18 protein-coding genes and 2 pseudogenes are annotated in these 20,802 nt (G+C 69.4%); 10 read left to right on the top strand and 10 right to left on the bottom strand.

Features of this window, described 5'->3' with window-relative positions:
- The 3 genes from mutT1 to cofC all read right to left on the bottom strand — a co-directional run bounded on the left by mutT1 (window position 1) and on the right by cofC (window position 3,964).
- Entirely contained in the window at window positions 1-948 is a 948-nt protein-coding gene (mutT1, locus tag ACYQ8K_RS22860) for an 8-oxo-(d)GTP phosphatase MutT1 (RefSeq protein WP_459972558.1), read from the bottom strand.
- Window positions 949-1,035: 87 nt separating this feature from the next.
- Window positions 1,036-3,225, bottom strand: coding sequence for an RNA degradosome polyphosphate kinase (locus ACYQ8K_RS22855; RefSeq protein ID WP_459972556.1), 2,190 nt, complete (start codon window positions 3,223-3,225; stop codon window positions 1,036-1,038).
- A gap of 88 nt (window positions 3,226-3,313) precedes the next feature.
- Window positions 3,314-3,964: a 2-phospho-L-lactate guanylyltransferase gene (cofC, locus tag ACYQ8K_RS22850; RefSeq protein WP_459972555.1), complete on the bottom strand. Its 651-nt coding sequence runs from the start codon at window positions 3,962-3,964 to the stop codon at window positions 3,314-3,316.
- Window positions 3,965-4,121: 157 nt separating this feature from the next.
- Between cofC and ACYQ8K_RS22845 the strand changes: the two genes are divergently transcribed.
- A complete protein-coding gene (locus ACYQ8K_RS22845) occupies window positions 4,122-5,156 on the top strand; it encodes an NAD(P)H-dependent glycerol-3-phosphate dehydrogenase (RefSeq protein WP_459972553.1) in 1,035 nt (344 codons plus the stop codon).
- A gap of 81 nt (window positions 5,157-5,237) precedes the next feature.
- Window positions 5,238-6,383: a D-alanine--D-alanine ligase family protein gene (locus ACYQ8K_RS22840; RefSeq protein WP_459972551.1), complete on the top strand. Its 1,146-nt coding sequence runs from the start codon at window positions 5,238-5,240 to the stop codon at window positions 6,381-6,383.
- 6 nt (window positions 6,384-6,389) lie between these two features.
- Here the strand turns inward: ACYQ8K_RS22840 and ACYQ8K_RS22835 are convergent, their stop codons facing one another.
- Window positions 6,390-6,950 (bottom strand): DUF3515 domain-containing protein, encoded by a 561-nt coding sequence (locus tag ACYQ8K_RS22835; protein WP_459972550.1) that lies wholly within the window; start codon window positions 6,948-6,950, stop codon window positions 6,390-6,392.
- A 117-nt stretch (window positions 6,951-7,067) separates the two neighbouring features.
- On the opposite strand from ACYQ8K_RS22835, the gene ACYQ8K_RS22830 reads away from it, so the two are divergent.
- From ACYQ8K_RS22830 to ACYQ8K_RS22820, 3 genes are read left to right on the top strand one after another with little or no spacing between them, the layout of a single operon-like run.
- A complete protein-coding gene (locus ACYQ8K_RS22830; RefSeq protein WP_459972548.1) occupies window positions 7,068-8,021 on the top strand; it encodes a thiamine-phosphate kinase in 954 nt (317 codons plus the stop codon).
- A gap of 41 nt (window positions 8,022-8,062) precedes the next feature.
- On the top strand, window positions 8,063-8,746 hold the full coding sequence (locus tag ACYQ8K_RS22825) for a uracil-DNA glycosylase (protein ID WP_459972546.1): 684 nt from the start codon (window positions 8,063-8,065) through the stop codon (window positions 8,744-8,746).
- 5 nt (window positions 8,747-8,751) lie between these two features.
- On the top strand, window positions 8,752-9,681 hold the full coding sequence (locus tag ACYQ8K_RS22820) for an NADP-dependent oxidoreductase (RefSeq protein ID WP_459972599.1): 930 nt from the start codon (window positions 8,752-8,754) through the stop codon (window positions 9,679-9,681).
- A 6-nt stretch (window positions 9,682-9,687) separates the two neighbouring features.
- Here ACYQ8K_RS22820 and ACYQ8K_RS22815 read toward each other — a convergent pair whose 3' ends face one another.
- The 4 genes from ACYQ8K_RS22815 to ACYQ8K_RS22800 are packed head-to-tail and all read right to left on the bottom strand — an operon-like array spanning window position 9,688 to window position 13,407.
- On the bottom strand, window positions 9,688-10,518 hold the full coding sequence (locus ACYQ8K_RS22815) for an oxidoreductase (protein ID WP_459972545.1): 831 nt from the start codon (window positions 10,516-10,518) through the stop codon (window positions 9,688-9,690).
- Between the two features lie 2 nt (window positions 10,519-10,520).
- Complete coding sequence (locus tag ACYQ8K_RS22810; RefSeq protein WP_459972544.1) at window positions 10,521-11,765, bottom strand: hypothetical protein; 1,245 nt, start codon at window positions 11,763-11,765, stop codon at window positions 10,521-10,523.
- Entirely contained in the window at window positions 11,758-12,960 is a 1,203-nt protein-coding gene (locus tag ACYQ8K_RS22805; protein WP_459972542.1) for a sulfotransferase family protein, read from the bottom strand. Before ACYQ8K_RS22805 ends, ACYQ8K_RS22810 begins: the two co-directional genes overlap by 8 nt.
- Before the next feature lie 3 nt (window positions 12,961-12,963).
- Window positions 12,964-13,407: a nuclear transport factor 2 family protein gene (locus ACYQ8K_RS22800; RefSeq protein WP_459972540.1), complete on the bottom strand. Its 444-nt coding sequence runs from the start codon at window positions 13,405-13,407 to the stop codon at window positions 12,964-12,966.
- A gap of 96 nt (window positions 13,408-13,503) precedes the next feature.
- Here ACYQ8K_RS22800 and ACYQ8K_RS22795 point away from each other — a divergent pair, with 96 nt between their 5' ends.
- Both ACYQ8K_RS22795 and ACYQ8K_RS22790 read left to right on the top strand, forming a co-directional pair.
- On the top strand, window positions 13,504-14,403 hold the full coding sequence (locus tag ACYQ8K_RS22795; protein WP_459972538.1) for an SDR family NAD(P)-dependent oxidoreductase: 900 nt from the start codon (window positions 13,504-13,506) through the stop codon (window positions 14,401-14,403).
- A 2-nt stretch (window positions 14,404-14,405) separates the two neighbouring features.
- Window positions 14,406-15,227, top strand: a complete 822-nt coding sequence (locus ACYQ8K_RS22790; protein WP_459972536.1) for a mycofactocin-coupled SDR family oxidoreductase — start codon at window positions 14,406-14,408, stop codon at window positions 15,225-15,227.
- A gap of 58 nt (window positions 15,228-15,285) precedes the next feature.
- On the opposite strand, the gene rpmB is transcribed toward ACYQ8K_RS22790, so the two are convergent.
- Window positions 15,286-15,480, bottom strand: coding sequence for a 50S ribosomal protein L28 (rpmB, locus tag ACYQ8K_RS22785; protein ID WP_046185726.1), 195 nt, complete (start codon window positions 15,478-15,480; stop codon window positions 15,286-15,288).
- A gap of 655 nt (window positions 15,481-16,135) precedes the next feature.
- Here rpmB and ACYQ8K_RS22780 point away from each other — a divergent pair.
- The 3 genes and pseudogenes from ACYQ8K_RS22780 to recG all read left to right on the top strand — a co-directional run.
- Window positions 16,136-16,612, top strand: coding sequence for a hypothetical protein (locus ACYQ8K_RS22780; protein ID WP_459972597.1), 477 nt, complete (start codon window positions 16,136-16,138; stop codon window positions 16,610-16,612).
- Between the two features lie 177 nt (window positions 16,613-16,789).
- Complete coding sequence (locus ACYQ8K_RS22775) at window positions 16,790-18,493, top strand: DAK2 domain-containing protein (RefSeq protein WP_459972596.1); 1,704 nt, start codon at window positions 16,790-16,792, stop codon at window positions 18,491-18,493.
- Between the two features lie 2 nt (window positions 18,494-18,495).
- A pseudogene (gene recG, locus ACYQ8K_RS22770) lies at window positions 18,496-20,376 on the top strand (ATP-dependent DNA helicase RecG); the annotation flags it as partial.
- Window positions 20,377-20,396: 20 nt separating this feature from the next.
- Here the strand turns inward: recG and ACYQ8K_RS22765 are convergent.
- Window positions 20,397-20,802, bottom strand: a pseudogene (locus ACYQ8K_RS22765) (ATP-dependent DNA helicase RecG); the annotation flags it as partial.

The raw sequence follows: 20,802 nt of genomic DNA, 5'->3' as shown, positions 1-20,802 counted from the left end.
CTAGGCGCGGACGTTGGCGGCCAGCGCGCCGCCGATGTGGTCGGCGGCCACCAATCGCCCGTCTAACAGCGACAGCACCCAGGCGCTGCCCTTGTGGTTGCGCGACTTGTCGGGCCGCACGCCATCGCGCTCACACCACCACGCGATCAAGTCCGGAATCACCTTGCCCTGCGTGCAGACAACCGGTGTGCCCTTCTGGTCGGCGATGTCCAGCATTCGGTGGCGTGCGCGTTTCGCGTTCTTCGCATAGGCCTCTTCGGTGAGGGTGGGCTCGTTCTGCACGGGCACGCCCAAGTCCTCGGCGAGCGGTTCCACGGTCTGGTGGCAGCGGACCCGGTCGGCCGCATACACCTCCGAGGCACCGAAGGCGAGCAGCTGTGGGACCAGCGCCTCAGCCTGCGCACGGCCCCGTTTGTCCAGGGGTCGCTTGGCGTCATCGCCGGAGAAACGCGATTTGCGGCCGGCCGTGCCGTGCCGGACCACCAACACGGTTTGCGTGTCGGCTGGCTTTTTGTTGAAGTGGCGCAACACTTTTCGGTCTTGCGCGTAGTCGAGCCTCTGCATCGCCTCGGCGAGCGGGAGCCAGAGCAACCGGTCCACCTCGTGGCCCGGCACGAATTCGCCGCCGGTGGCGCGCGCCGCCCAGTAGTAGACCTTTTTGACGCCCTGGTCGATTGGATAGCTCACCAAGTCGAGCCGCCTGCCGAGGATGGCATGCTGGCCCGTCTCCTCGTGCACCTCGCGCACGGCGGCCACCGGGGCCGTCTCGCCCGGGTCCACCTTGCCTTTGGGCAGGGACCAGTCGTCATACCGGGGACGGTGTATGACGGCGATCTCCACGTCGTGGTCGTCCGCGTCACCGTTGCCGGGTCGCCATAGCACCGCGCCGGCGGCATAGACGACTCGGCTTCCGGAGCGCCGAGCGGTGGACGAATTCTGGGTCGGCACCTCAACTCCTGCAGATCAATTCACCTCAGGCCGCACGCTTGATCAAGGTGCGGGCCGGAGAAACAACTCCGAAGTCACCGCACAGAGCTAAGGACTGCGATGGCGCTCCATCAAGGATACTTGGTGGTCGCGCACGGTATGGCCTTCCTGGGGCGACGGGGTCCACTGCCCGTCGGGCCCCAATTCCCAGCACCGGGTCGACGGGTCCAGTGCGGATTCGAACAATTCGTCGAGCTGCGCGGTGAGCTTGGGGTCCTTGACCTGAGCCAGCACCTCCACCCGCCGATCGAGATTGCGGTGCATCATGTCCGCGCTGCCGATCCAGAACTCGTTGATGTTGCGGAAATGGATGATTCGCGAGTGCTCCAGGAAGCGGCCGAGAATCGAGCGGACGAAGATGTTTTCGGAGAAACCCTCGGCGCCCGGGCGCAGCGCGCAGATGCCGCGCACCACGACCTCGACCCGCACTCCCGCCTGCGACGCCCGATACAGCGCGTCGATCACCTGCTCGTCGACGAGCGCATTCATCTTCAGGCGGATGCGCCCGTTGCCGCGTTCGCGGTGCGCTTCGATCTCGCGTTCGACGCGTTCGATGATGCCGGCGCGAATTCCGTGCGGTGCCACCAGCAGATTGCGGTAGGAGACCTTACGGGAATATCCAGTAAGCGAATTGAACAAATCGGTGAGGTCCGCGCCGATGTCGGGGTTCGCCGTCAGCAGGCCGACATCCTCATACAGGCGGGCGGTCTTGCTGTTGTAGTTACCGGTCCCGATGTGGCAGTACCGCCGGATCGCCGAACCCTCGCGACGCACCACCAGGCACGTCTTGCAGTGCGTCTTGAGGCCGACGAGCCCGTACACCACGTGCACGCCCGCCTGCTCGAGTGCACGCGCCCAACGGATGTTGGCCTGTTCATCGAAGCGCGCCTTGATCTCGACGAGCGCCACGGCCTGCTTTCCGGCCTCGGCCGCTTCGATCAGCGCCCGCACGATCGGCGAATCGCCGGAGGTGCGGTACAGCGTCTGTTTGATCGCCAGCACGTTGGGGTCCGCGGCGGCCTGCTGGATGAAGCGCTGCACGCTGGTGGAGAAGGAGTCATACGGGTGGTGCACCAGGACGTCGCCCTCGCGCAGTGTCGCGAAGATGCTCTTGGGAGATTCGCGGTCGGCGAAGGCGGGGTGGGTGTCCGGCACGAACGCCGGGTCCTTGAGCGCCGGCCGGTCCAGGCCGTAGATCTGCCACAGCGACGAAAGGTCGAGCAGGCCCGGCACTTCGATGACGTCACCGGGATGCACGTCGAGTTCGCGCAGTAGCAATTCGAGCATGCCCTCGGTCATGTCGTCGGCGATCTCGAGTCGCACCGGCGGGCCGAACCGCCGGCGCGCCAATTCCCGTTCCAGCGCCTGCAACAGATCCTCGTCGCGGTCTTCTTCGACCTCCATGTCGGCGTTGCGGGTGATGCGAAATGCGTGGTGCTCCACGATTTCCATGCCCGGGAACAGAAGAGGAAGGAAGGCCGCGATCAACTCTTCCATCGGCAGGTAGCGGACGATGGTCCGCCCCGAGCCGTCGGCGCTGTCGATGGCGGGGAGTTCGACGAAGCGATCGACGTTGTTGGGCACCTTGACTCGCGCGAAGTGCTGACCGCCGTCCTCGGGTTGGCGCACCATCACCGCGAGGTTCAGGCTCAGCCCGCTCACGAACGGGAACGGGTGCGCGGGATCGACGGCCAGCGGTGTCAGGACGGGGAAGACCTGTTCGGTGAAATAGGTCGACAATTCGTCGCGCTCGGCCTGATCGAGGTCGGCCCACGTGACGATGTGGATGCCTTCCTCGGCGAGCGACGGACGCACCGAATCGAGGAACACGCGCGCGTGCCGGGTCGCGATCCGCTGAGTCTGTTCCCCGATCAGGGCGAGTTGCTTGCGCGGCGTCAACCCGTCGGCGGAGCGAACCGACAGACCCATCTCGTCCCGGCGTTTGAGGCCGGCGACGCGCACCATGTAGAACTCGTCGAGGTTGGAGGCGAAGATCGCCAGGAACTTGGCGCGTTCCAGCAGCGGCAACGAGTTGTCGTCGGCCAGAGCGAGCACCCGGGCGTTGAAGTCCAGCCAGCTCAGTTCGCGGTTGAGGTAACGATCGTCCGGCAGATCGGTCAGCGCGGCCTGGGTCGCAGCCGGTGGTGCCGCCACGGCCGAGTCGCCTGAATGCCACAAATTCTCGTCGGGTCGCGCCTCAGCTTCGATTTCAGTCACCCTGCGATCATCGCGCATCACGCGCGGGTGCTGCTAGCGCTCGAGGGACATCCATTCGCCGTTGGGGCGACGTTCACCCGTCGGACAGATTTGCCCAGGGTGATCGAAATCAGTGCGGCGCGATGGCCCGGGCGGTCGCCGCCCCCACCCCGAGGCGGCGGGCGGCGGCGAGGTCGCTGGGAGTGTCGACGTCGCACCGCAGGCCGGGCCACGCGCCGGTCAGCTCGATCGCGCCCGAACTGCGGTGCCGCGCCGAGGAATCGGACCCGAACCGGGGGTCGAGCGGGCCACCGAACGCAAACAGCGCCGCGGTGCCCGTCGCCAGCCGGTCGGCAACGAAGCTGCGCCGGTGCTGGCGTGCGGCGGCGATCGCCTCGTTCAGCTCCTGAGTCTGCAGCGCCGGTAAATCTCCTTGCAGCGCAACGACATTGGCGAAGGAATTGCCCACCGCGCGCTCCGCGGTGGCGATCGCGTTGTTCAGCGGATCGGGGTGGCCCTCGGGCGTCGGATCGGCGAGCACATCGGCGCCCAGGTCGGTGGCCGCGGCCGCCGCGGCGTCGTCGGGCGTGATCACGGTGATCGAGCCCAGCGATCGGACACGTCCGGCGGCGGTCAGCGTGTCCATCAACATGGCGAGCACCACGCTTTCCCGGGTGCGCGCCGAGAAGACCGGGGCCAGCCTGGTCTTGGCCGCGGCCAACCTCTTGACGGCGATGATCAACGCCACGTCGCCTGCGCCGTCGGCTCGTGTGCCGCTCATGAGATGTCATCCTGCCAGCGCCGCGCCGCGGATCGCTCGCGAGCCAGGCGATCGTGGGACCGGCTGGCTCGCGTGACGCCCTCTCCGTCGCTGATCTAGGGTGTAGCGGCCGCGCGTGCCGCGTGAGCAACACCGACCACGGACAAGGGGGTGGTAGATGACCAGCGCATCATCAGGTGCCGTCGCGGTCATGGGTGCCGGGGCGTGGGGAACGGCGCTGGCCAAGGTGCTGGTCGACGCCGGGGGGCCGGACGCCGGGGTCACGCTCTGGACCCGCAGGCCCGAGCTCGCCGAGCGGATCAACTCCACCCGGCACAACCCCGACTACCTACCCGGCACGGAACTGCCCGCGGGCATCCGCGCCACCGCCGACGCGGCCGAGGCGCTGCGCGACGCCTCGACGGTGTTGCTGGGCGTGCCGGCGCAGACGATGCGCGGCAACCTGGAGCGCTGGGCGCCGCTGATTCGCGAGGGCGCGACCCTGGTCAGCCTGGCCAAGGGCATCGAGCTGGGCACGCTGATGCGGATGAGCCAGGTCATCGTGGCGGTCACCGGCGTCGACCAGTCGCAGGTGGCGGTGATCTCCGGGCCGAACCTGGCCAGCGAGATCGCCGCGTCCCAGCCCGCGGCCACCGTCATCGCGTGTAGCGACTCGGGCCGGGCCGTCGCCCTGCAGCGCATGCTGAACAGCGGATACTTCCGCCCGTACACCAACAGCGACGTGGTCGGCACCGAGGTCGGCGGGGCCTGCAAGAACGTCATCGCTCTCGCGTGCGGGATGGCCGTCGGGGTTGGGCTCGGCGAGAACACCGTGGCGGCGATCATCACCCGCGGCCTGGCCGAGATCATGCGGCTGGGCATTGCGCTCGGCGCCAAGGGCGCGACGCTGGCCGGGCTGGCCGGAGTGGGCGACCTGGTGGCCACCTGCAGCTCACCGCGCTCGCGCAACCGCTCCCTGGGCGAACGGCTCGGCCGGGGAGCGACCATCCAGACGCTGCTGGCGGGCACTCCCGACGGCGGTGACGGGCACGTCGTCGAGGGTGTGACGTCCTGCGAGTCGGTGCTGGCGCTGGCCGCCAGTTACGACGTCGAGATGCCCCTCACCGACGCCGTGCACCGCGTGTGCCACAAGGGGCTGTCGGTCGACGAGGCGATGGCCCTGCTCCTGGGCCGCAGCACCAAGCCCGAATAAGCGACGCCGAACATATGAAAAGGCCAGGCAAAGGCCCGCTACCCGACCGGTTCGGGTGCCACCCGGTAGCCTCTTGAGATTGTGAATGCCAGCGAGCGGTCGACGCCGCACCCCAGCGCACGGGGCGGCGATCGGGTGCGCGTCGCCGTCGTTTTCGGCGGGCGCAGCAACGAACACGCCATCTCGTGCGTCTCCGCGGGTAGCATTCTGCGCAACCTGGACCCGGAGCGGTTCGACGTGGTCGCAATCGGCATCACCCCGCAAGGATCGTGGGTGCTCACCGACGGCGATCCCGCCGCGCTGGCGATCACCAACCGTCGATTGCCCGAGGTGACCGCCGAATCCGGCACCGAATTGGCGCTGCCGGCCGACCCCGGTCGCAGCGGCCAGCTGGTGTCGCTGGCGCCGGGCGCCAGTGAGGTGCTGGCGTCGGTCGATGTCGTCTTTCCGGTGCTGCACGGACCCTACGGCGAGGACGGCACCGTGCAGGGTCTGCTGGAACTCGCCGGTGTGCCCTACGTCGGGGCCGGCGTGCTGGCCAGCGCCGCCGGCATGGACAAAGAGTTCACCAAGAAGCTGTTCACCGCCGAAGGGTTGCCGGTCGGCGACTACGCGGTGCTGCGCCCGTCGCGTTCGAGGCTGCGCCCCGAGGAGCGCGAGCGGCTGGGCCTGCCGGTGTTCGTCAAACCCGCGCGTGGCGGCTCCTCGATCGGCGTGAGCCGGGTATCGAGCTGGGATCAGCTGGAGGGCGCGATCGCCGTCGCACGCCGCCACGACCCCAAGGTCATTGTCGAGGCGGCGATCGTCGGCCGCGAGCTGGAATGCGGTGTGCTCGAAATGCCGGACGGCACAGTGGAAGCCAGCACGCTGGGCGAGATCCGGGTGGCCGGGGTGCGCGGTCGCGAGGATTCGTTCTACGACTTCTCCACCAAATACCTGGACGACGCCGCCGAATTGGATGTGCCCGCCAAAGTGGACGACGAAATCGCCGACACGGTACGCCAATTCGCGGTCCGGGCGTTCCGGGCCATCGACTGCCAGGGGCTGGCCCGGGTGGACTTCTTCCTCACCGAGGACGGGCCGGTCCTCAACGAGATCAACACCATGCCGGGGTTCACCACGATCTCGATGTACCCGAGGATGTGGGCGGCCAGCGGCGTGGATTATGCGACCCTGCTGGCGACGATGGTCGAGACCGCGCTGGCCCGCGGCGTCGGCCTGCGCTGACCCGAGCTATCGGGGCTGGCCCGGGTCGATGGGCGCCGCCGGGATGGTGTGGTCGATCACCTCGGACAGCCGCTGGATCGGCGTCGGGCCCGACCCGGTCGGCAGCGTGAGCGCCACATAGGTTCCGCGGTCTACCGCGTACCAGGTGGATCTGCCCGCGTCACCGGCGGATTGCTGTTCGGCACGCACCTGGAACCACTGCACCCGATCGACAACCTGAATCGGGGATCCGAGGACGAACTCGCCCGGGCGGTCCAGCCCGCAGCGCAGCACCACCGGGTCACTGTCCGGTCCGCTGCGCCAGGCGGCGGCGCCGTGCGGCGCCGGCTGCTCGAGGGGCGCACGCTGGTAGTCGCCGAGCCGCTGCGGCAGCGCGCCCATCAGCGCCCGGCACGCGGAGCCGTCGGCCTGCGGCGCCGGGACCGCGGGAACGGCCACCGAACGCGGGGGAGCCTCGCGGGTGGCCGCGATGGCCAGGATCACGCCGATGGTCACGACGGCCAGGGCGATGGCGGCGATGATCAGCGCGCGCGGCGGCCCGGCATCGGCGTCCGATTCGGCTGCCACCGCCCGTACCTCCTTGTCCCGCTAATTACTATCGCCTTCGTTTACCCGGGTGCCAATTTATTCTCGGGCCGAAACCGGCCCGCGTAGCCCCAGGGCTCGAGCCCTATCGTGGGTGGCGTGCGAGACGAATCGGGCGAGTCGCTGCGGCAAGTCGGTGAGTTCGCCGTGATCGATCGCCTGGTGCGGGGTCGCGAGCAGCCCGCCGCGGTCGAGCTCGGGCCGGGCGACGATGCGGCGCTGGTGTTGTCGGGTGACGGCCGCGTCCTGGTGTCGACCGACATGCTGGTGCAGGATCGGCACTTCCGGCTGGACTGGTCCACGCCGCACGACATCGGCCGCAAGGCGATCGCCCAGAACGCGGCGGACATCGAGGCGATGGGCGGTCGGCCGACGGCGTTCGTGGTCGCCTTCGGCGCGCCCGGGGACACGCCGGCGGCGATGGTGGATGCCCTGGTCGACGGGATGTGGGACGAGGCGCGGCGGATCGGTGCCGGCATCGCCGGCGGTGACCTGGTCCACTGCCCGCAGTGGGTCATCTCGGTGACGGTGCTGGGCGACTCGGAGGGACGCGCACCGGTGCGGCGCTCGGGCGCGAAGCCGGGCGCGCTGATCGCCGTCGCCGGGGAGCTGGGCCGCTCGGCCGCCGGATTCGACCTGTGGGGCAACGGCATTGACGGCTTCGATGAGCTGCGGCGCCGGCATGCGGTGCCGCGGCCGCCCTACGGTCAGGGCGCGGTCGCCGCGGCCGGGGGTGCGCAGGCGATGATCGACATCTCCGACGGCCTGATCGCCGACCTGCGTCATGTCGCCGAGGCGTCGGGGGTGGGCATGGATCTGTCCACGGCGGCGCTGTGCGCGGACCGCGACGCGCTTGCCGCCGCCGCGGCCGCCGTCGGCGCCGACCCCTGGCATTGGGTGCTGGGCGGTGGGGAGGACCACGCGCTGGTGGCGTGTTACGCCGGTCCGGCGCCGGCCGGATGGCGCATCATCGGGCGGGTTCTCGACGGGCCGGCGCGGGTGCTGGTCGACGATCAGGAGTGGAGCGGCTACGCCGGCTGGCAGTCGTATTAGGGTGACGCGGTGACCGTTTACGCGATCGCGAAGAGCCGATGATGACCGCGCGTCCGTTGGGTGAACTGGTCGAGCCGGGCTGGGCGAGTGCGCTGCAGCCGGTGACCGGCCAGGTGGCGGAGATGGGGCAGTTCCTGCGGGCCGAGATCGCGGCCGGGCGCAGGTATCTGCCGGCGGGCCCAAATGTGTTGCGCGCCTTCACCTATCCCTTCGACGACGTCAGGGTGCTGATCGTCGGGCAGGACCCGTATCCGACGCCCGGACACGCTGTGGGGCTGAGCTTTTCGGTGGCGCCCGAGGTGCGGCCGCTGCCGCGCAGTCTGGCCAACATCTTTCAGGAGTACACCGCCGATCTGGGCCATCCGCCGCCCTCGTCCGGTGACCTGACGCCGTGGGCGCAGCGCGGCGTGCTGCTGCTGAACAGGGTGCTCACGGTGCGCCCCAGTAATCCCGCCTCGCACCGCGGCAAGGGCTGGGAGGCGGTGACCGAATGCGCCATCCGGGCGCTGACGGAGCGGTCGCGCCCACTGGTGGCGATCCTGTGGGGTCGCGACGCATCGACACTCAAACCGATTCTCGCCCAAGGAAATTGCGTCGCCATTGAGTCGCCGCATCCGTCGCCGCTGTCGGCGTCGCGCGGGTTCTTCGGTTCGCGCCCGTTCAGCCGCGCCAACGACCTGCTGGCCGGGATGGGCGCCGACGCGATCGATTGGCGCCTGCCGTGAGCGAGATGACCGCGCTGCGCGCGCACCGGCGGGGCGGCCCGGAGCAGCTGGTGCTGGAACGGGCGCCGATCCCGGTGCCCGCCGCGGGCGAGGTCTTGGTGGCCGTGCACGCGGCCGGGATCACGTTCGATGAGCTGACGTGGGACGAGACCTGGATCCGCGACGGGGCCAGCCGCGTCCCGGTGATCCCGTCCCACGAGGTGTCGGGCGTCGTCAAGGCGGTCGCCGCCGACGTCACGGATTTTGCGCCCGGCGCCGAGGTGTACGGGTTGATCGGGTTCGACCGCGACGGAGCCGCGGCCGATTTCGTCGCGGTGCCCGCGGCCGACCTGGCCACCAAGCCGTCGACGGTGTCGCACGCCGTCGCCGCCGCGCTGCCGCTGGCCGGCCTGACCGCCGTGCAGGCGTTGGTCGACCACGCCGCGGTGCAACCGGGAGAGGCCGTCCTGGTGACCGGAGGCGCGGGGGGAGTGGGCCTGTTGACGGTCCAGCTGGCCGCGATGCTGGGCGCCCGGGTCACCGCGACGGTGCGCAGCGACACCGCCAATCTCTTGCGCGGGTGCGGCGCGCAGCGCGTGATCGACGTGCGCACCGAGGCGTTCGACGACACCGGCGCCGGTTACGACGTCGTCATCGACACGGTGGGCGGCCAGACGTTGGAGCGGTCGTTCGGCGTGCTGCGCCGCGGCGGCCGGCTGGTCACCTTGTCGGCACCGCCTCCGGCCGGCAGGGCCGACGAGTTCGGGGTCACCGCAACCTCTTTCATCGTCACGCCGAATCGCGATCAGCTCGACGAACTCGCAGCGCTGGTGGACGGCGACCGGTTGCACGTCGCGATCGCCCAGACGTTCGGCCTCGACGACGGCCGGGAAGCGTACGAAAGCCGCGACAGCGGCAGGCGCGCCGGCAAGACGGTCCTCATCGTGCGGGACTGAGTACCGTCACGAGTCCGCGAAATTGACGTCCTTCGTCACGGCCTTCCACTCCTCGATGGACGCCGACATCGCAGTGATCTTGTCGCGCATGGCCTTCAGCACGTCGCGGCCCAGCAGCAGCCGCAGGGGCGGTTCGTCGAGCGTGGTCACCATCAGCACCGCGTCGGCCACCTTTTTCGGGTCGCCGGGCAGGTGATCGGCGAACTGCTTGATCAGGTCCTTGCGCGCGGCGACGTCGGCGTAGTCGGAGATCGGGCTGCCGGATTCCTTCATCGATCGCGTCGCCCAGTCGGTGCGGAACGCGCCCGGTTCGATCGCGGTCACCTTGATGCCCAGTGGGCGCACCTCGGCGGCCAGCGCCTCGGTCACCGCCTCCAGCGCGAATTTGGTCGACGAGTAGTAGGCGTTGGGCGGGTTGGCCACCAGACCGGTCATCGAGGAGATGTTGATGATGTGGCCCGATCCGCGGGCGCGCATGGCGGGCAGCACCGACTTGATCATGTCGACGGCACCGAAGTAGTTGACGTCGAACAACTTTCGAACCTCGGCGTCCTCGCCCTCTTCGACCGAGGACAGGTAGCCGTGGCCGGCGTTGTTGACCAGGACGTCGATTCCGCCGAACGCCTCGTCGGCCGCCGCCACCGCCGCCGCGATCTGGGCGGCGTCGGTCACGTCGAGGGCCACCGCGACGGCCCGATCCCCGAACTCGTCGGCGATGTCAGCTACCGCCTCGGGCCGCCGCGCGGTCACCACCACGCTGTGGCCGGCTTGCAGCGCGGCGCGCGCGATCTCGCGACCGAAGCCGGTGGAGCATCCCGTGATCAGCCAGCGCGCCATCGTCAGATCGTCCCTTCCGGCAGGCGGCGCAGGTATGCCTTGCGCCGCTCGGCCAGTTCCGTTGCCCGCTGTTGCCGGTCGACCCGAGGCAGGTGTGGCACCTCGGTGTCGAGCCGGTCCAGCTTGATCACCCGTCCACGCGCGCCGAGGTTTTCGCTGGGACCGCCCTCGCCGAACTCCGCCATGCGCAGAGTCAAGATGGCCTCCCGCAGACCGTCGGAGTCGATCCAGTTCGCCACGCCGGGATCTTCGGGTGAGATCACGTAGGTGTACGAGCCGTCCTCGCCTGCCACCGACTGCGCCTTGTTGAGGCTTCCGGTGCGGTCGACGAGATCGAGCGTGGTGCCCCAGATGTTGCTCAGCGGCACCGTGAAGTACTCGGCGCCACCGTCATTGAGGTCGACGACGAACGCCTCGTCGGGGGCGAGGTCGAACCGGCCCATGACGTAGACCTGGTTGCGCATCGCGCCGACCTTGTCGGCCGACCAGGCCAGGTTGAAGTGGTTGGGCGGCATCTTGTAGATGCCGTGGCTGAGCTTGCCGGTGAAGTTCGCAAAGTAGTCCATCATCGCCGCGGTGGCCTCGGCCTGCTCGTCGAGGGTGCGCGCCGGGGCGGCCGGCGGACCACCAAGCCGTTGCACGTCAATGTGATTGGGGTCATCGCGGCCCCAGTCCAGCAGCACGTCGCGGATGTAGAACTCGTGGGCTTCCGCCGTGGTCTGCACGTGGTTGGGCCGGCCGTTGGCGGGGTCGGCGTCGACGGTGATGGTGTAGCCGCCGTCGGAGTCGACCTGCATGGTGCGGCCGTTGAGCACGGCGACGGTGCCCATGTGCGCGTCCCACAGCGTGAAGTAGTTCTCGGTCATGCGGTGCTCGCCCACCCGGCCGCGGATCTCATAGCGCTCGTCCCCGGAGATGGGGATCACCCGATACACGCTGTCGGGATTGTCGATGCCCCAACGTGATCCGGGGACGCGGCGGCCGTCCACCGGGTGTGCGAGCCGGGTGATGCAGGTGACCTTGGGCCGCAGCTTGTCCTGATTGGACGACCACACCGCCGCGGAGAACATCACCTCGGCGAACGCGTCGTCGAACCGTTCGCGCATCGCGTCCGACGCCTTGGCCCGGCCCAGCCACGTCTCGGCGACCGTGCGGTAAGCGGCCTTGACGGTGGGGTGCTCGATCAGGTCGAGGGCCGCCAGCTCCTGTTCGTGCTGGGACGCCGTCGCGACCGGGTGCTCAGGCATGTGCTGTTCCTCCGATGTGCTGTCCAAAACGCCTGTTGTACAAAGTGAATCGCTCGTCGACCTGCTCGGGACGCAGTCCGAAGCTCTCCAGCCCGTAGGGCGGGCGCGGCAGCTCCCGGGGGCGCTGCGCCAGCCAGCGCCGCATCGCCTCCTCGGCGTCTGCCGTCAGCGCCAGGCCGATGGCGTCGTAGACACGGGCCACCTGGCCGATGGGGTCGGCCACCGCCTCGCCGAATCCGATGTCGGTGACCACGGCGCCCTCGTCGGCCCAGCCGTCGCGGGCGGTCATCGCCCTGTCATTGGTCCAGCCCATCCGCTGCAGCCATTGCTTGCCGACCCGATCCGTGTCGACGGTGTCGGCGTGCATCGCATGCAGGGTCGCGTTGAGGCTGGCCCCCGACGCGATCGTGGTGCGCGGGTCGCGATGCATGTGCACGATGTGCAGGTCGGGAAACCTCGCCCGCAGTAGATTCAGATACCCAAGGTGCGCAGGCGATTTGAGCACCCAGCGCCGGACCCGCTCGCCACGCTGCCGCTTCTGCCACTGCAGGAATTGCAGCATGCGGTGCAGGTGGTCGTAGGCGGGGGAGAAGTCCTGCCCGTCGAGCCAGGACCGGTAGTGCGGCAAATGCGCGCCCGACTCAGGGACGTGCGACAGGAAGGCGTCGGCCAGAAAGACGATCTCCTCCTCGGCCTCCCGCGCGTACATCGGGTGAATGGAGAACAATTCGGGCGCCAGCTCACGGGATTTCGCCTCGCGCGCTTCGCTGATGGCGATGCGAGGATCGACGCCGCCGAACCGATAGTCGAGCTTGGGTGCGGCCTCGACCACTTCCCAGCCGTAGGCACAGACGAAGCGCGGGTCGGCGGCCAGCAGCCGCTGCAACAGCGTGGTGCCGCTGCGCATCATCCCGACGACGACGATCGGCGCGGCCACCCGCTCGTCGAGGATCTCCGGGTGCCGGCGGATCCACTCCTGGGCGCGCAGCCGCATCCGCAGGCTGTGCACGAGGCCCGACCGCAGGATGTGCACGCCGATGGCGTTGAGGTCGGCCCGGGCGTAGTCGGCCAGCAACACGGCCAGCGGGCCCTCGAATTCGCCGGGGCCCCAATCGGTGAGGCCTTCCTTGCGTTGCGCATCGGCCAGCACGGCGGCCGGGTGGAACGGGCCGTCGGACGCGCTCGCGGATGCCACGGGTCAGAACTTCAGATGCCGGCTGACGTCGCCGACCTGGTCGACGAACATGGTGCGGCTGTCGAAGCGCCACGCCCCGTCCACGCGGTGGAACGTGTCCTTGTAGTGCCCCGTCACGATGACCTGCAGCGGCAGCTCCGGGGTGGCCTGCGTGACGCAGTAATACGAGGTGCTCCGCGCGGTCCCGGCCGCCTCGTCGATGTCGAGCTGCACGTTGGTGGTGTTGTGTTTGGTCTTCGGGGTGCCGTCTTCGTAGATCCGCGTGGCCATGTCGTACATCTCCCGCACCCGGGCCGAACCGGCGAACACCGTCTCGGGCGGCCCGTCTTCCATCCCGCAGATGCGGCCGTGCTCGAACAGCCGGGCCACCCCGTCCAGGTCGCCGTCGTCGAGAAGCTGCGCATAGGTGTAGATGAGGTTGGTGATCTCGGTGGCGCTGTCACTCATTGTCGAACCGCCTCGGGAGTCTTCCGCTGTAGTTCCGCAACAATGTTGGCAGAACCGGTCCAACTTACATAGAACCGACCATTACTCTTGATCGCCGTGACCTTACCGTGGACGCCGAGCCGACTCGGCAACCTCACCGGCAAACGCGTGATCGTGACCGGAGCGACCAACGGCGTCGGGCTCGGCACCGCGCGTGCGCTCGGCAAAGCCGGTGCGCACGTGATCCTGGCCGTGCGCAACACCCAACTCGGCGAGCAGCGCGCCGCCGAAATCTCCGCGATGGGCGGCTCGACCGCCGTGGTCAAGCTCGACCTCGCCGACCTGTCGTCGGTGCGCGCGTTCGCGGGCCAGATCCACGAGCCGGTGGACATCCTGATCAACAACGCGGGGGCCCTGACCGACCGGCGCACCGACACCGTCGACGGCTTCGAGATGACGCTGGGCACCAACCTGCTCGGGCCCTTCGCCCTGACCAATCTGCTGCTGGGAAAGGTGCGCTCACAGATCATCAACGTCGGCTCCGACGCGCACCGGTCGGCGACGCTGCGGCTCGACGATCCGCACCTGCGCCGGCACAAGTGGACGCGGCTGGGCGCCTACGCGCAGTCGAAGCTCGCCGTCATGCTGTGGGGGCTGGAGCTGGACCGCAGGCTGCGCGCGGCCGGGTCGCCGATCGTCACGCAGCTCACCCACCCGGGCTGGGTGGCCTCCAACCTGTCGAACCTGGGCGACTCGCCGCTGAAGTCGCTGGCCCACAAGGGGGTCAAGGCGGTGGCCGACCGGTTGGCCAACGACATCGACGAGGGTGCGGCGCCCACGCTCTACTGCATCAGCGAGCCTATTCCGCCGGGCAGCTACGTCGGGGTCAGCGGCAGGTTCGGGCTGCGCGGTGGGCCGGTGCTCATCGGCCGCACGGCGCTGGCGTGCGACTACGACACCGCCGGGCGCTTGGTGGCCTTCGCCGAGCGCGAGACCGGCACGACACTGGAGGTGTAGTCATGGGTGACTTCGACGACACGGTTGCCGTGATCACCGGCGCCGCGCGCGGCCAGGGCCGCAGCCACGCCGTGGCGCTGGCCGAGCAGGGCGCCGACATCATCGCCGTCGACATCTGCGCCGACCTCGAGGCGATTCCCTACTCGTTGGGAACCAAGGCCGACCTCGAGGAGACCGTACGGCTGGTCGAAGCCGCGGGGCGCAAGGCCGTGCCCGTCGTCGCCGACGTCCGCGTCCTGGCACAGCTGGAGGCCGGGGTGCAGGGCGCGATCGACGCGATCGGAGAGGTGGACATCGTCATCGCCAACGCGGGAGTGGTCGCGATCGGCGATACCGACGCCCATTCCGAGCCGGTGTTCAACTCGATCGTGGACACGAATCTCAAGGGGGTCTGGCACACACTGCTCGCGACCGTGCCGTCGATAATCCGCAAGGGACGGGGCGGCTCGATCGTGATGATCAGCTCGTCGCAGGGTCTGACCGGGCGGGGCGGCGACGGCAGTTCGGCGATGTTCGCCTACGCCGCTTCCAAGCACGGCGTGGTGGGATTGATGCGTTCGGCCGCCAATGCCTATGCGCCGCACAAGATCCGGGTCAACTCGATTCACCCGGCCGGTGTCATGACGCCGATGATCCTGAACGACTTCGTCGTCAACCGGATGCTGGAGAACCCGAACCCGGCCGTCTCTCAGATGCTGCTGCCGGACGTGCCGCTGGTCGAGGCGCAGGACGTCACCGAGGCGGTGCTGTGGCTGGCCGGCCCGAAATCACGTTATGTGACGGGTGTGTCGGTGCCCGTCGACGCCGGGCACGTCGTCATGTAGCTGCAAGGCCCTAGCTACGCCGCGCTTGCGGTCGCCGCGGCCGCGCTTGCGATCGCCCCTACCCGCGGACGACCTTGCCGGCCTTGATGCAGGACGTGCAGACGTTCAGGCGTTGCTTGTTGCCGCCCGGACGGGTGACGACGTGCACGGTCTGGACGTTGGGGTCCCACCGGCGGCTGGTGCGGCGGTGGGAGTGCGACACCGACTTACCGAAGCCGGGGCCTTTCCCGCAGATGTCGCACACAGCGGCCATTGTTCAAGCTCCTCAAATCTCGGGGGTCCGGCAATCTGGCCGGGACAGCCCGGGTTCGCCCGGGCCCAATCAGAATACCGACTGTGGTGGCAACCACCAAAACGGTCACCACCGCCTGACCCTGCGGTTACGGGGTGTCACGCCGGGTCGGCTGTGTGCTGGAACCCGTCGTGGCGTCGACATGGAGTCGATCACAGTTGCCGCTGGCAACGGGTTGCTCGGGCAAACCGCCGTTAGGATGGCGTCGCCGCCGAGGGTCGGCGCGTCCCGTGTAAGGCGTGGACGGCGCGCTGGCCGTGACTGAAGTCTTCTTCCCGGTGGTGCCGGCCCGCGCGGAGCTGCGGATGAGGCTGGGAAGCAAATATCGGCAGGTTTGAGGGGAGTGCGCGGAGTGGTTGCGCGCGCCGAAAACACCGCTGGTTGCGCCCGCGTCGAAAACCGGCGCGGGCGTCCGGCGGGCGTACGACGGTTGACATCGCGGTTGCGACGGGTCGCGGCGGCTTATCTGGTGGTGACGGCGCTGGGGAGCGTCGCTATGGGCGGTACCTCGGGTAACACCCCGGCCGGCGGCTTCGGCCCGGGCCCGAAAGCGTCGTGGACCGGCCGGGCCGGCGCCGCCGCGTCGTGGTGGCAGCCCGATGGTCGTCGTGCCGTGGTGTCCGAGGCTGCCGCCGCCCCGCGCGGGATAGACCTGCGGCAGGTGGCTTTCGACGGCCGCGGAGCATGGCCGGACGGACCGGAGGCGGTCCGCGGCTACCTGGAAGAGGCGCTGACGCGGATAGGGATTACCGATCCGCCGGCCCGCGGTCATTGGATCGAGGGAATGATGACCATCGCCGATCACGAGGCCCAGTTCCACTCGGGTGCCATCAACCTGTCGGACAGCAATGCCTACGGGCCGCGCCAGCTCGACGGGGGCCCGCTCCACGCGACCCGGGGACCGTGGCAGGTGATGCCCGATACCTTCGCGGCTTTTCACCAGGCGGGGACGTCCAACTCGGCATGGGATCCGGTGGCCGCCGCGTGCGCGTCGATCAACTATCAGATGAGTCGCTACGGGGTGAACCGCGACGGCAGCAATCTGCGCATGCTCGTGGGGCAGGCCAATCCCGGTATCAGGCAGGGCTATTAAGCCCGGCCGCGGTTTATCCTTGCGGAGGTGAATGGCGTCGAGGGCCACCTCGATCAGATGGGTCTGATGCTCGCTGCTCAGGCTTTCGCAACGGCGCCGAGCAACTGAACGCGGCGGTTCCTTCGCGCGGCTACGCTGGCGCCCACCCCGGAATTGGTGCGGAGGAGGTGGGTCACCCTGGGTACTGCTGACACGTCGCAGGATCGTCTCCTGGACGCGAGCACGCTGCGCGACTGGGCGCACACCGCCGTCAGCGACCTGATCACGCACATCGACGAGATCAACCGGCTCAATGTCTTCCCCGTCGCCGACTCCGACACCGGCGCCAACATGCTGTTCACCATGCGTTCGGCCCTGGCCGAGGCCAAGGTGGGCGCCGGCGCCGAGGGCGGCTCGACCTGCGTGGCGCGGGCCGCGGCGGCGCTGTCGACCGGCGCGCTGAACGGCGCGCGGGGCAATTCCGGGGTGATCCTGTCGCAGATCCTGCGCGGCATCGCCGACGCCACCGCGACGGCGGCGGCCGACGCGGGCGGCGAGCTGGCCCACATCGACGTCGCCGTCCTCGGTGCGGCGCTGCAGCGCGGCGTGGAGCTGGTGATCAGCTCGATGGGCGGCGAGGAGGTTCCCGGGACCATCGTGTCGGTGCTGCGGGCGGCCGCCGGTGCGGTTGCGCAGTGCGCCAAGGCCGGCGACGGGCTGGTGCCGGCGGTGATCGCCGCGGGTGACGCGGCGGTGGTGGCGCTGGAAAAGACGCCTGAACAGCTCGACGTGCTGGCCGACGCCGGCGCCGTGGACGCCGGCGGGCGCGGTCTGCTGGTCCTGCTGGATGCGTTGCGGTGCACCATCACCGGGCAGGCGCCGGCCCGCACAGTGTACGAGCTGTCGCCGCGAGCGCCCCAGCTGGAGGTGGCCGCGCAGCGCCCGGCACCCCAGTTCGAGGTGATGTACCGGCTGGACGGCTGCGAGCCCACGGCGGCGGACAGGCTGCGCGACCGGCTGGGCGAGCTGGGCGATTCGGTGGGCATCGCCTCGGCGCCGTCGTCGGCGCAGCGGACGTACTCGGTCCACGTGCACACCGACGACGCCGGCGCCGCCGTGGAGGCGGGGCTGGCGGCCGGACGGTTGAGCCGGATCGTCATCTCGGTGCTGAGCAACGGCACCCCCGGCCTGCCCACCGGCGGCTGGACGCGGGAGCGGGCGGTGCTGGCCGTGGTCGACGGCGAGGGCGCGGCCGAGCTGTTCGCCGGCGAAGGCGCCTGCGTGCTGCAGCGCGACCCGGCCGGCCACGACCCCGCCACCAACATCAGCGCGCACCAGCTGATGCGCGCCGTCGTCGACACCGGCGCCGGCCAGGTGATGGTGCTGCCCAACGGCTATGTGGCGGCCGAGGAGCTGGTGGCCGGCTGCACCGCGGCCATCGGCTGGGGGATCGACGTGGTGCCGATCCCGACCGGGTCGATGGTGCAGGGCCTGGCCGCGCTGGCCGTGCACGAAACCGACCGGCAGGCCGTGGACGACGGCTACACCATGGCCCGCGCCGCCGGTGCGGCGCGACACGGCTCGGTGCGCATCGCCACCGAGAGCGCGTTGACGTGGGCGGGGCGCTGCCGCCCCGGCGACGGCCTGGGCATCGCGGGCGACGAGGTGCTGATCGTGGCCGCCGACGCGGTCGGGGCGGCGATCGGCCTGCTCGATCTCCTGCTGGCCTCCGGCGGCGACCTGGTGACGGTGCTGCTGGGCGCCGGCATCGACACCGACGGCGACGCGGGGGCCGTCGCCGACATCCTCGAAGAGCACATGCACGACCACCACCCCGGAACCGAACTGGTCACCTACCGCACCGGCCACCACGGCGACGCGCTGCTGATCGGGGTCGAGTAGCGATGGTGTCGCTGAGCGACCGGCTGGACTTCGTCGTGGGTGCCAAGGCCGCCGAACAGCTCGACGAGGTGTTCGGCATCCGGACCGTCGACGACCTGCTGCGCCACTACCCGCGCAGCTACACCGAGGGTGCCAGTCGCTGGGAAGCCGACGGCGAGCGACCCGAAACGGGCGAGCACATCACCATCATCGACACGATTGCCGAAACCAAGACGTTCCCGATGAAGAAGACCCCGAAGAAGATGTGCCACCGCATCACGCTGGGCGCCGGGCGCAATAAGGTGACCGCGACGTTCTTCAACGCGAATTACCTGAAGAAGGATTTGGTCAAGGGCGCCAAGGTGATGCTGTCCGGCGAGGTCGGGTTCTTCAACAACGTGATGCAGTTGACGCACCCGGCGTTCCTCATCCTCGACGGACGCAACCGCGGAACCCGATCCCTGAAGAACATCGCCGACGTCTCCGGCGCCACCAGCGGCGAGGAATTGCTGGACGCCTACGAACGCCACTTCTTCCCGATCTATCCGGCCAGCACGAAACTGCAGAGCTGGGACATCTTTTCGTGCGTGCGCCAGGTGCTCGACGTGCTCGATCCGGTGCCGGATCCCCTGCCCGACGAACTGCGCGTGAAGCTCGGCCTGGTCTCCGAGGACGAGGCATTGCGCGACATCCACCTGGCCGAGAGCGAGCCGCGGCGGCAGCACGCGCGGGAACGGCTCACCTTCGACGAAGCCGTCGGCCTGCAGTGGGCGCTGGTGGCCCGCCGCCACGGCGAGCTGTCGGAGTCGGGGCCGCCCGCCCCGCCGCGCCCGGACGGTTTGGCCGCAGAACTGTTGGGGCGCTTGCCCTTCGAGCTGACCGCGGGGCAGCGCGAAGTGCTGAGTGTGCTGTCCGACGGGCTCGCCGCGACCCGCCCGTTGAACCGCCTGCTGCAGGGCGAAGTGGGTTCGGGCAAGACGATCGTCTCGGTGCTGGCGATGCTGCAGATGGTCGACGCCGGCTATCAGTGCGCACTGCTGGCCCCGACGGAAGTGCTTGCCGCGCAACATCTCCGGTCGATTCGCGACGTGCTCGGCCCGTTGGCGATGGCCGGCCAGCTCGGTGGCGCCGACAACGGGACCCGGCTGGCGCTGCTGACCGGCTCGACGACCGCCGCGCAGAAGAAGCAGATCCGCGCCGAGATCGCCGGCGGCGAGGTCGGCATCGTCGTCGGCACCCACGCGCTGCTGCAGGACGCGGTGGAATTCGACAACCTGGGCATGGTGGTGGTCGACGAACAGCACCGCTTCGGCGTCGAGCAGCGAGATCAGTTGCGCGCCAAGGCCCGTCCCGGCGTGACGCCGCACCTGTTGGTGATGACGGCGACGCCGATCCCGCGTACCGTCGCGCTCACCGTGTACGGCGACCTGGAAACCTCGACGCTGCGCGAACTTCCGCGCGGCCGCCAGCCCATCACCAGCAACGTCATCTTCGTCAAGGACAAGCCCGCGTGGCTGGACCGGGCCTGGCAACGCATCACCGAGGAGGTCGCGGCCGGCCGCCAGGCCTACGTGGTGGCGCCGCGCATCGACGAGAGTGACGACCCGGGCGACCAGGAGCAGAACGCCAAGGCCCCGGAGACCGCGGAGGGTCTGTACGCCCGGCTGCGTTCGGGGGAGCTGGCGAGCCTGCGGCTGGGCCTGATGCACGGGCGGCTGTCGGCGGAGGAGAAGGACGCCGCGATGGCGGCCTTTCGGTCCGGCGAGACCGATGTGCTGGTGTGCACCACCGTCATCGAGGTGGGCGTCGATGTGCCCAACGCCACCGTCATGCTGGTCATGGACGCCGACCGGTTCGGGATCAGTCAGTTGCACCAGCTGCGCGGGCGGATCGGCCGCGGCCAGCCACAGCAGCACTTTGCGATTCACGATTTGTCCAGGTATTCGATGCGGTCGGTGTCGGTGAATCGCGCCGCCAGCACGGCCAAGCCGGCGTTGGAGCGGTCGTCGGCGTAAGCCTGGACGCAGAAGTCCCGGGCCGCCTCGATGAATTCCTGATGGTCGGCCAGGGACAGCAGCCGCAGTGTGATCGCCTTGCCGGACTGGTTGCGGCCCAACACATCTCCCTCCCTGCGCTCCTTGAGGTCGAGGTCGGCGAGCGCGAAGCCGTCCAGCGTCCCGGCCACCGCGTTCAGCCGCCGGCCGGCCGACGAGCCCGGGGCGGACCAGCTGGCGAACAGACACAGGCTCGGATGCTGGCCGCGGCCGATCCGCCCGCGCAGCTGGTGCAACTGACTGATCCCGAACCGGTCGGCGTCCATGACCAGCATG

The organism is Mycobacterium sp. MUNTM1, assembly GCF_054660795.1.
Note: the sequence above shows the minus strand (reverse complement) of the source record. Positions and strands in the feature narration are given on the sequence as shown.

Coding starts and splice junctions, on each gene's coding strand:
- rpmB (WP_046185726.1), bottom strand. CDS start 15,480: ATGGCCGCTGTGTGCGACATCTGCGGGAAAGGCCCCGGCTTCGGTAAG.
- ACYQ8K_RS22845 (WP_459972553.1), top strand. CDS start 4,122: ATGACCAGCGCATCATCAGGTGCCGTCGCGGTCATGGGTGCCGGGGCG.
- ACYQ8K_RS22810 (WP_459972544.1), bottom strand. CDS start 11,765: ATGCCTGAGCACCCGGTCGCGACGGCGTCCCAGCACGAACAGGAGCTG.
- ACYQ8K_RS22815 (WP_459972545.1), bottom strand. CDS start 10,518: ATGGCGCGCTGGCTGATCACGGGATGCTCCACCGGCTTCGGTCGCGAG.
- ACYQ8K_RS22825 (WP_459972546.1), top strand. CDS start 8,063: ATGACCGCGCGTCCGTTGGGTGAACTGGTCGAGCCGGGCTGGGCGAGT.
- cofC (WP_459972555.1), bottom strand. CDS start 3,964: ATGAGCGGCACACGAGCCGACGGCGCAGGCGACGTGGCGTTGATCATC.
- ACYQ8K_RS22800 (WP_459972540.1), bottom strand. CDS start 13,407: ATGAGTGACAGCGCCACCGAGATCACCAACCTCATCTACACCTATGCG.
- ACYQ8K_RS22820 (WP_459972599.1), top strand. CDS start 8,752: ATGACCGCGCTGCGCGCGCACCGGCGGGGCGGCCCGGAGCAGCTGGTG.
- ACYQ8K_RS22790 (WP_459972536.1), top strand. CDS start 14,406: ATGGGTGACTTCGACGACACGGTTGCCGTGATCACCGGCGCCGCGCGC.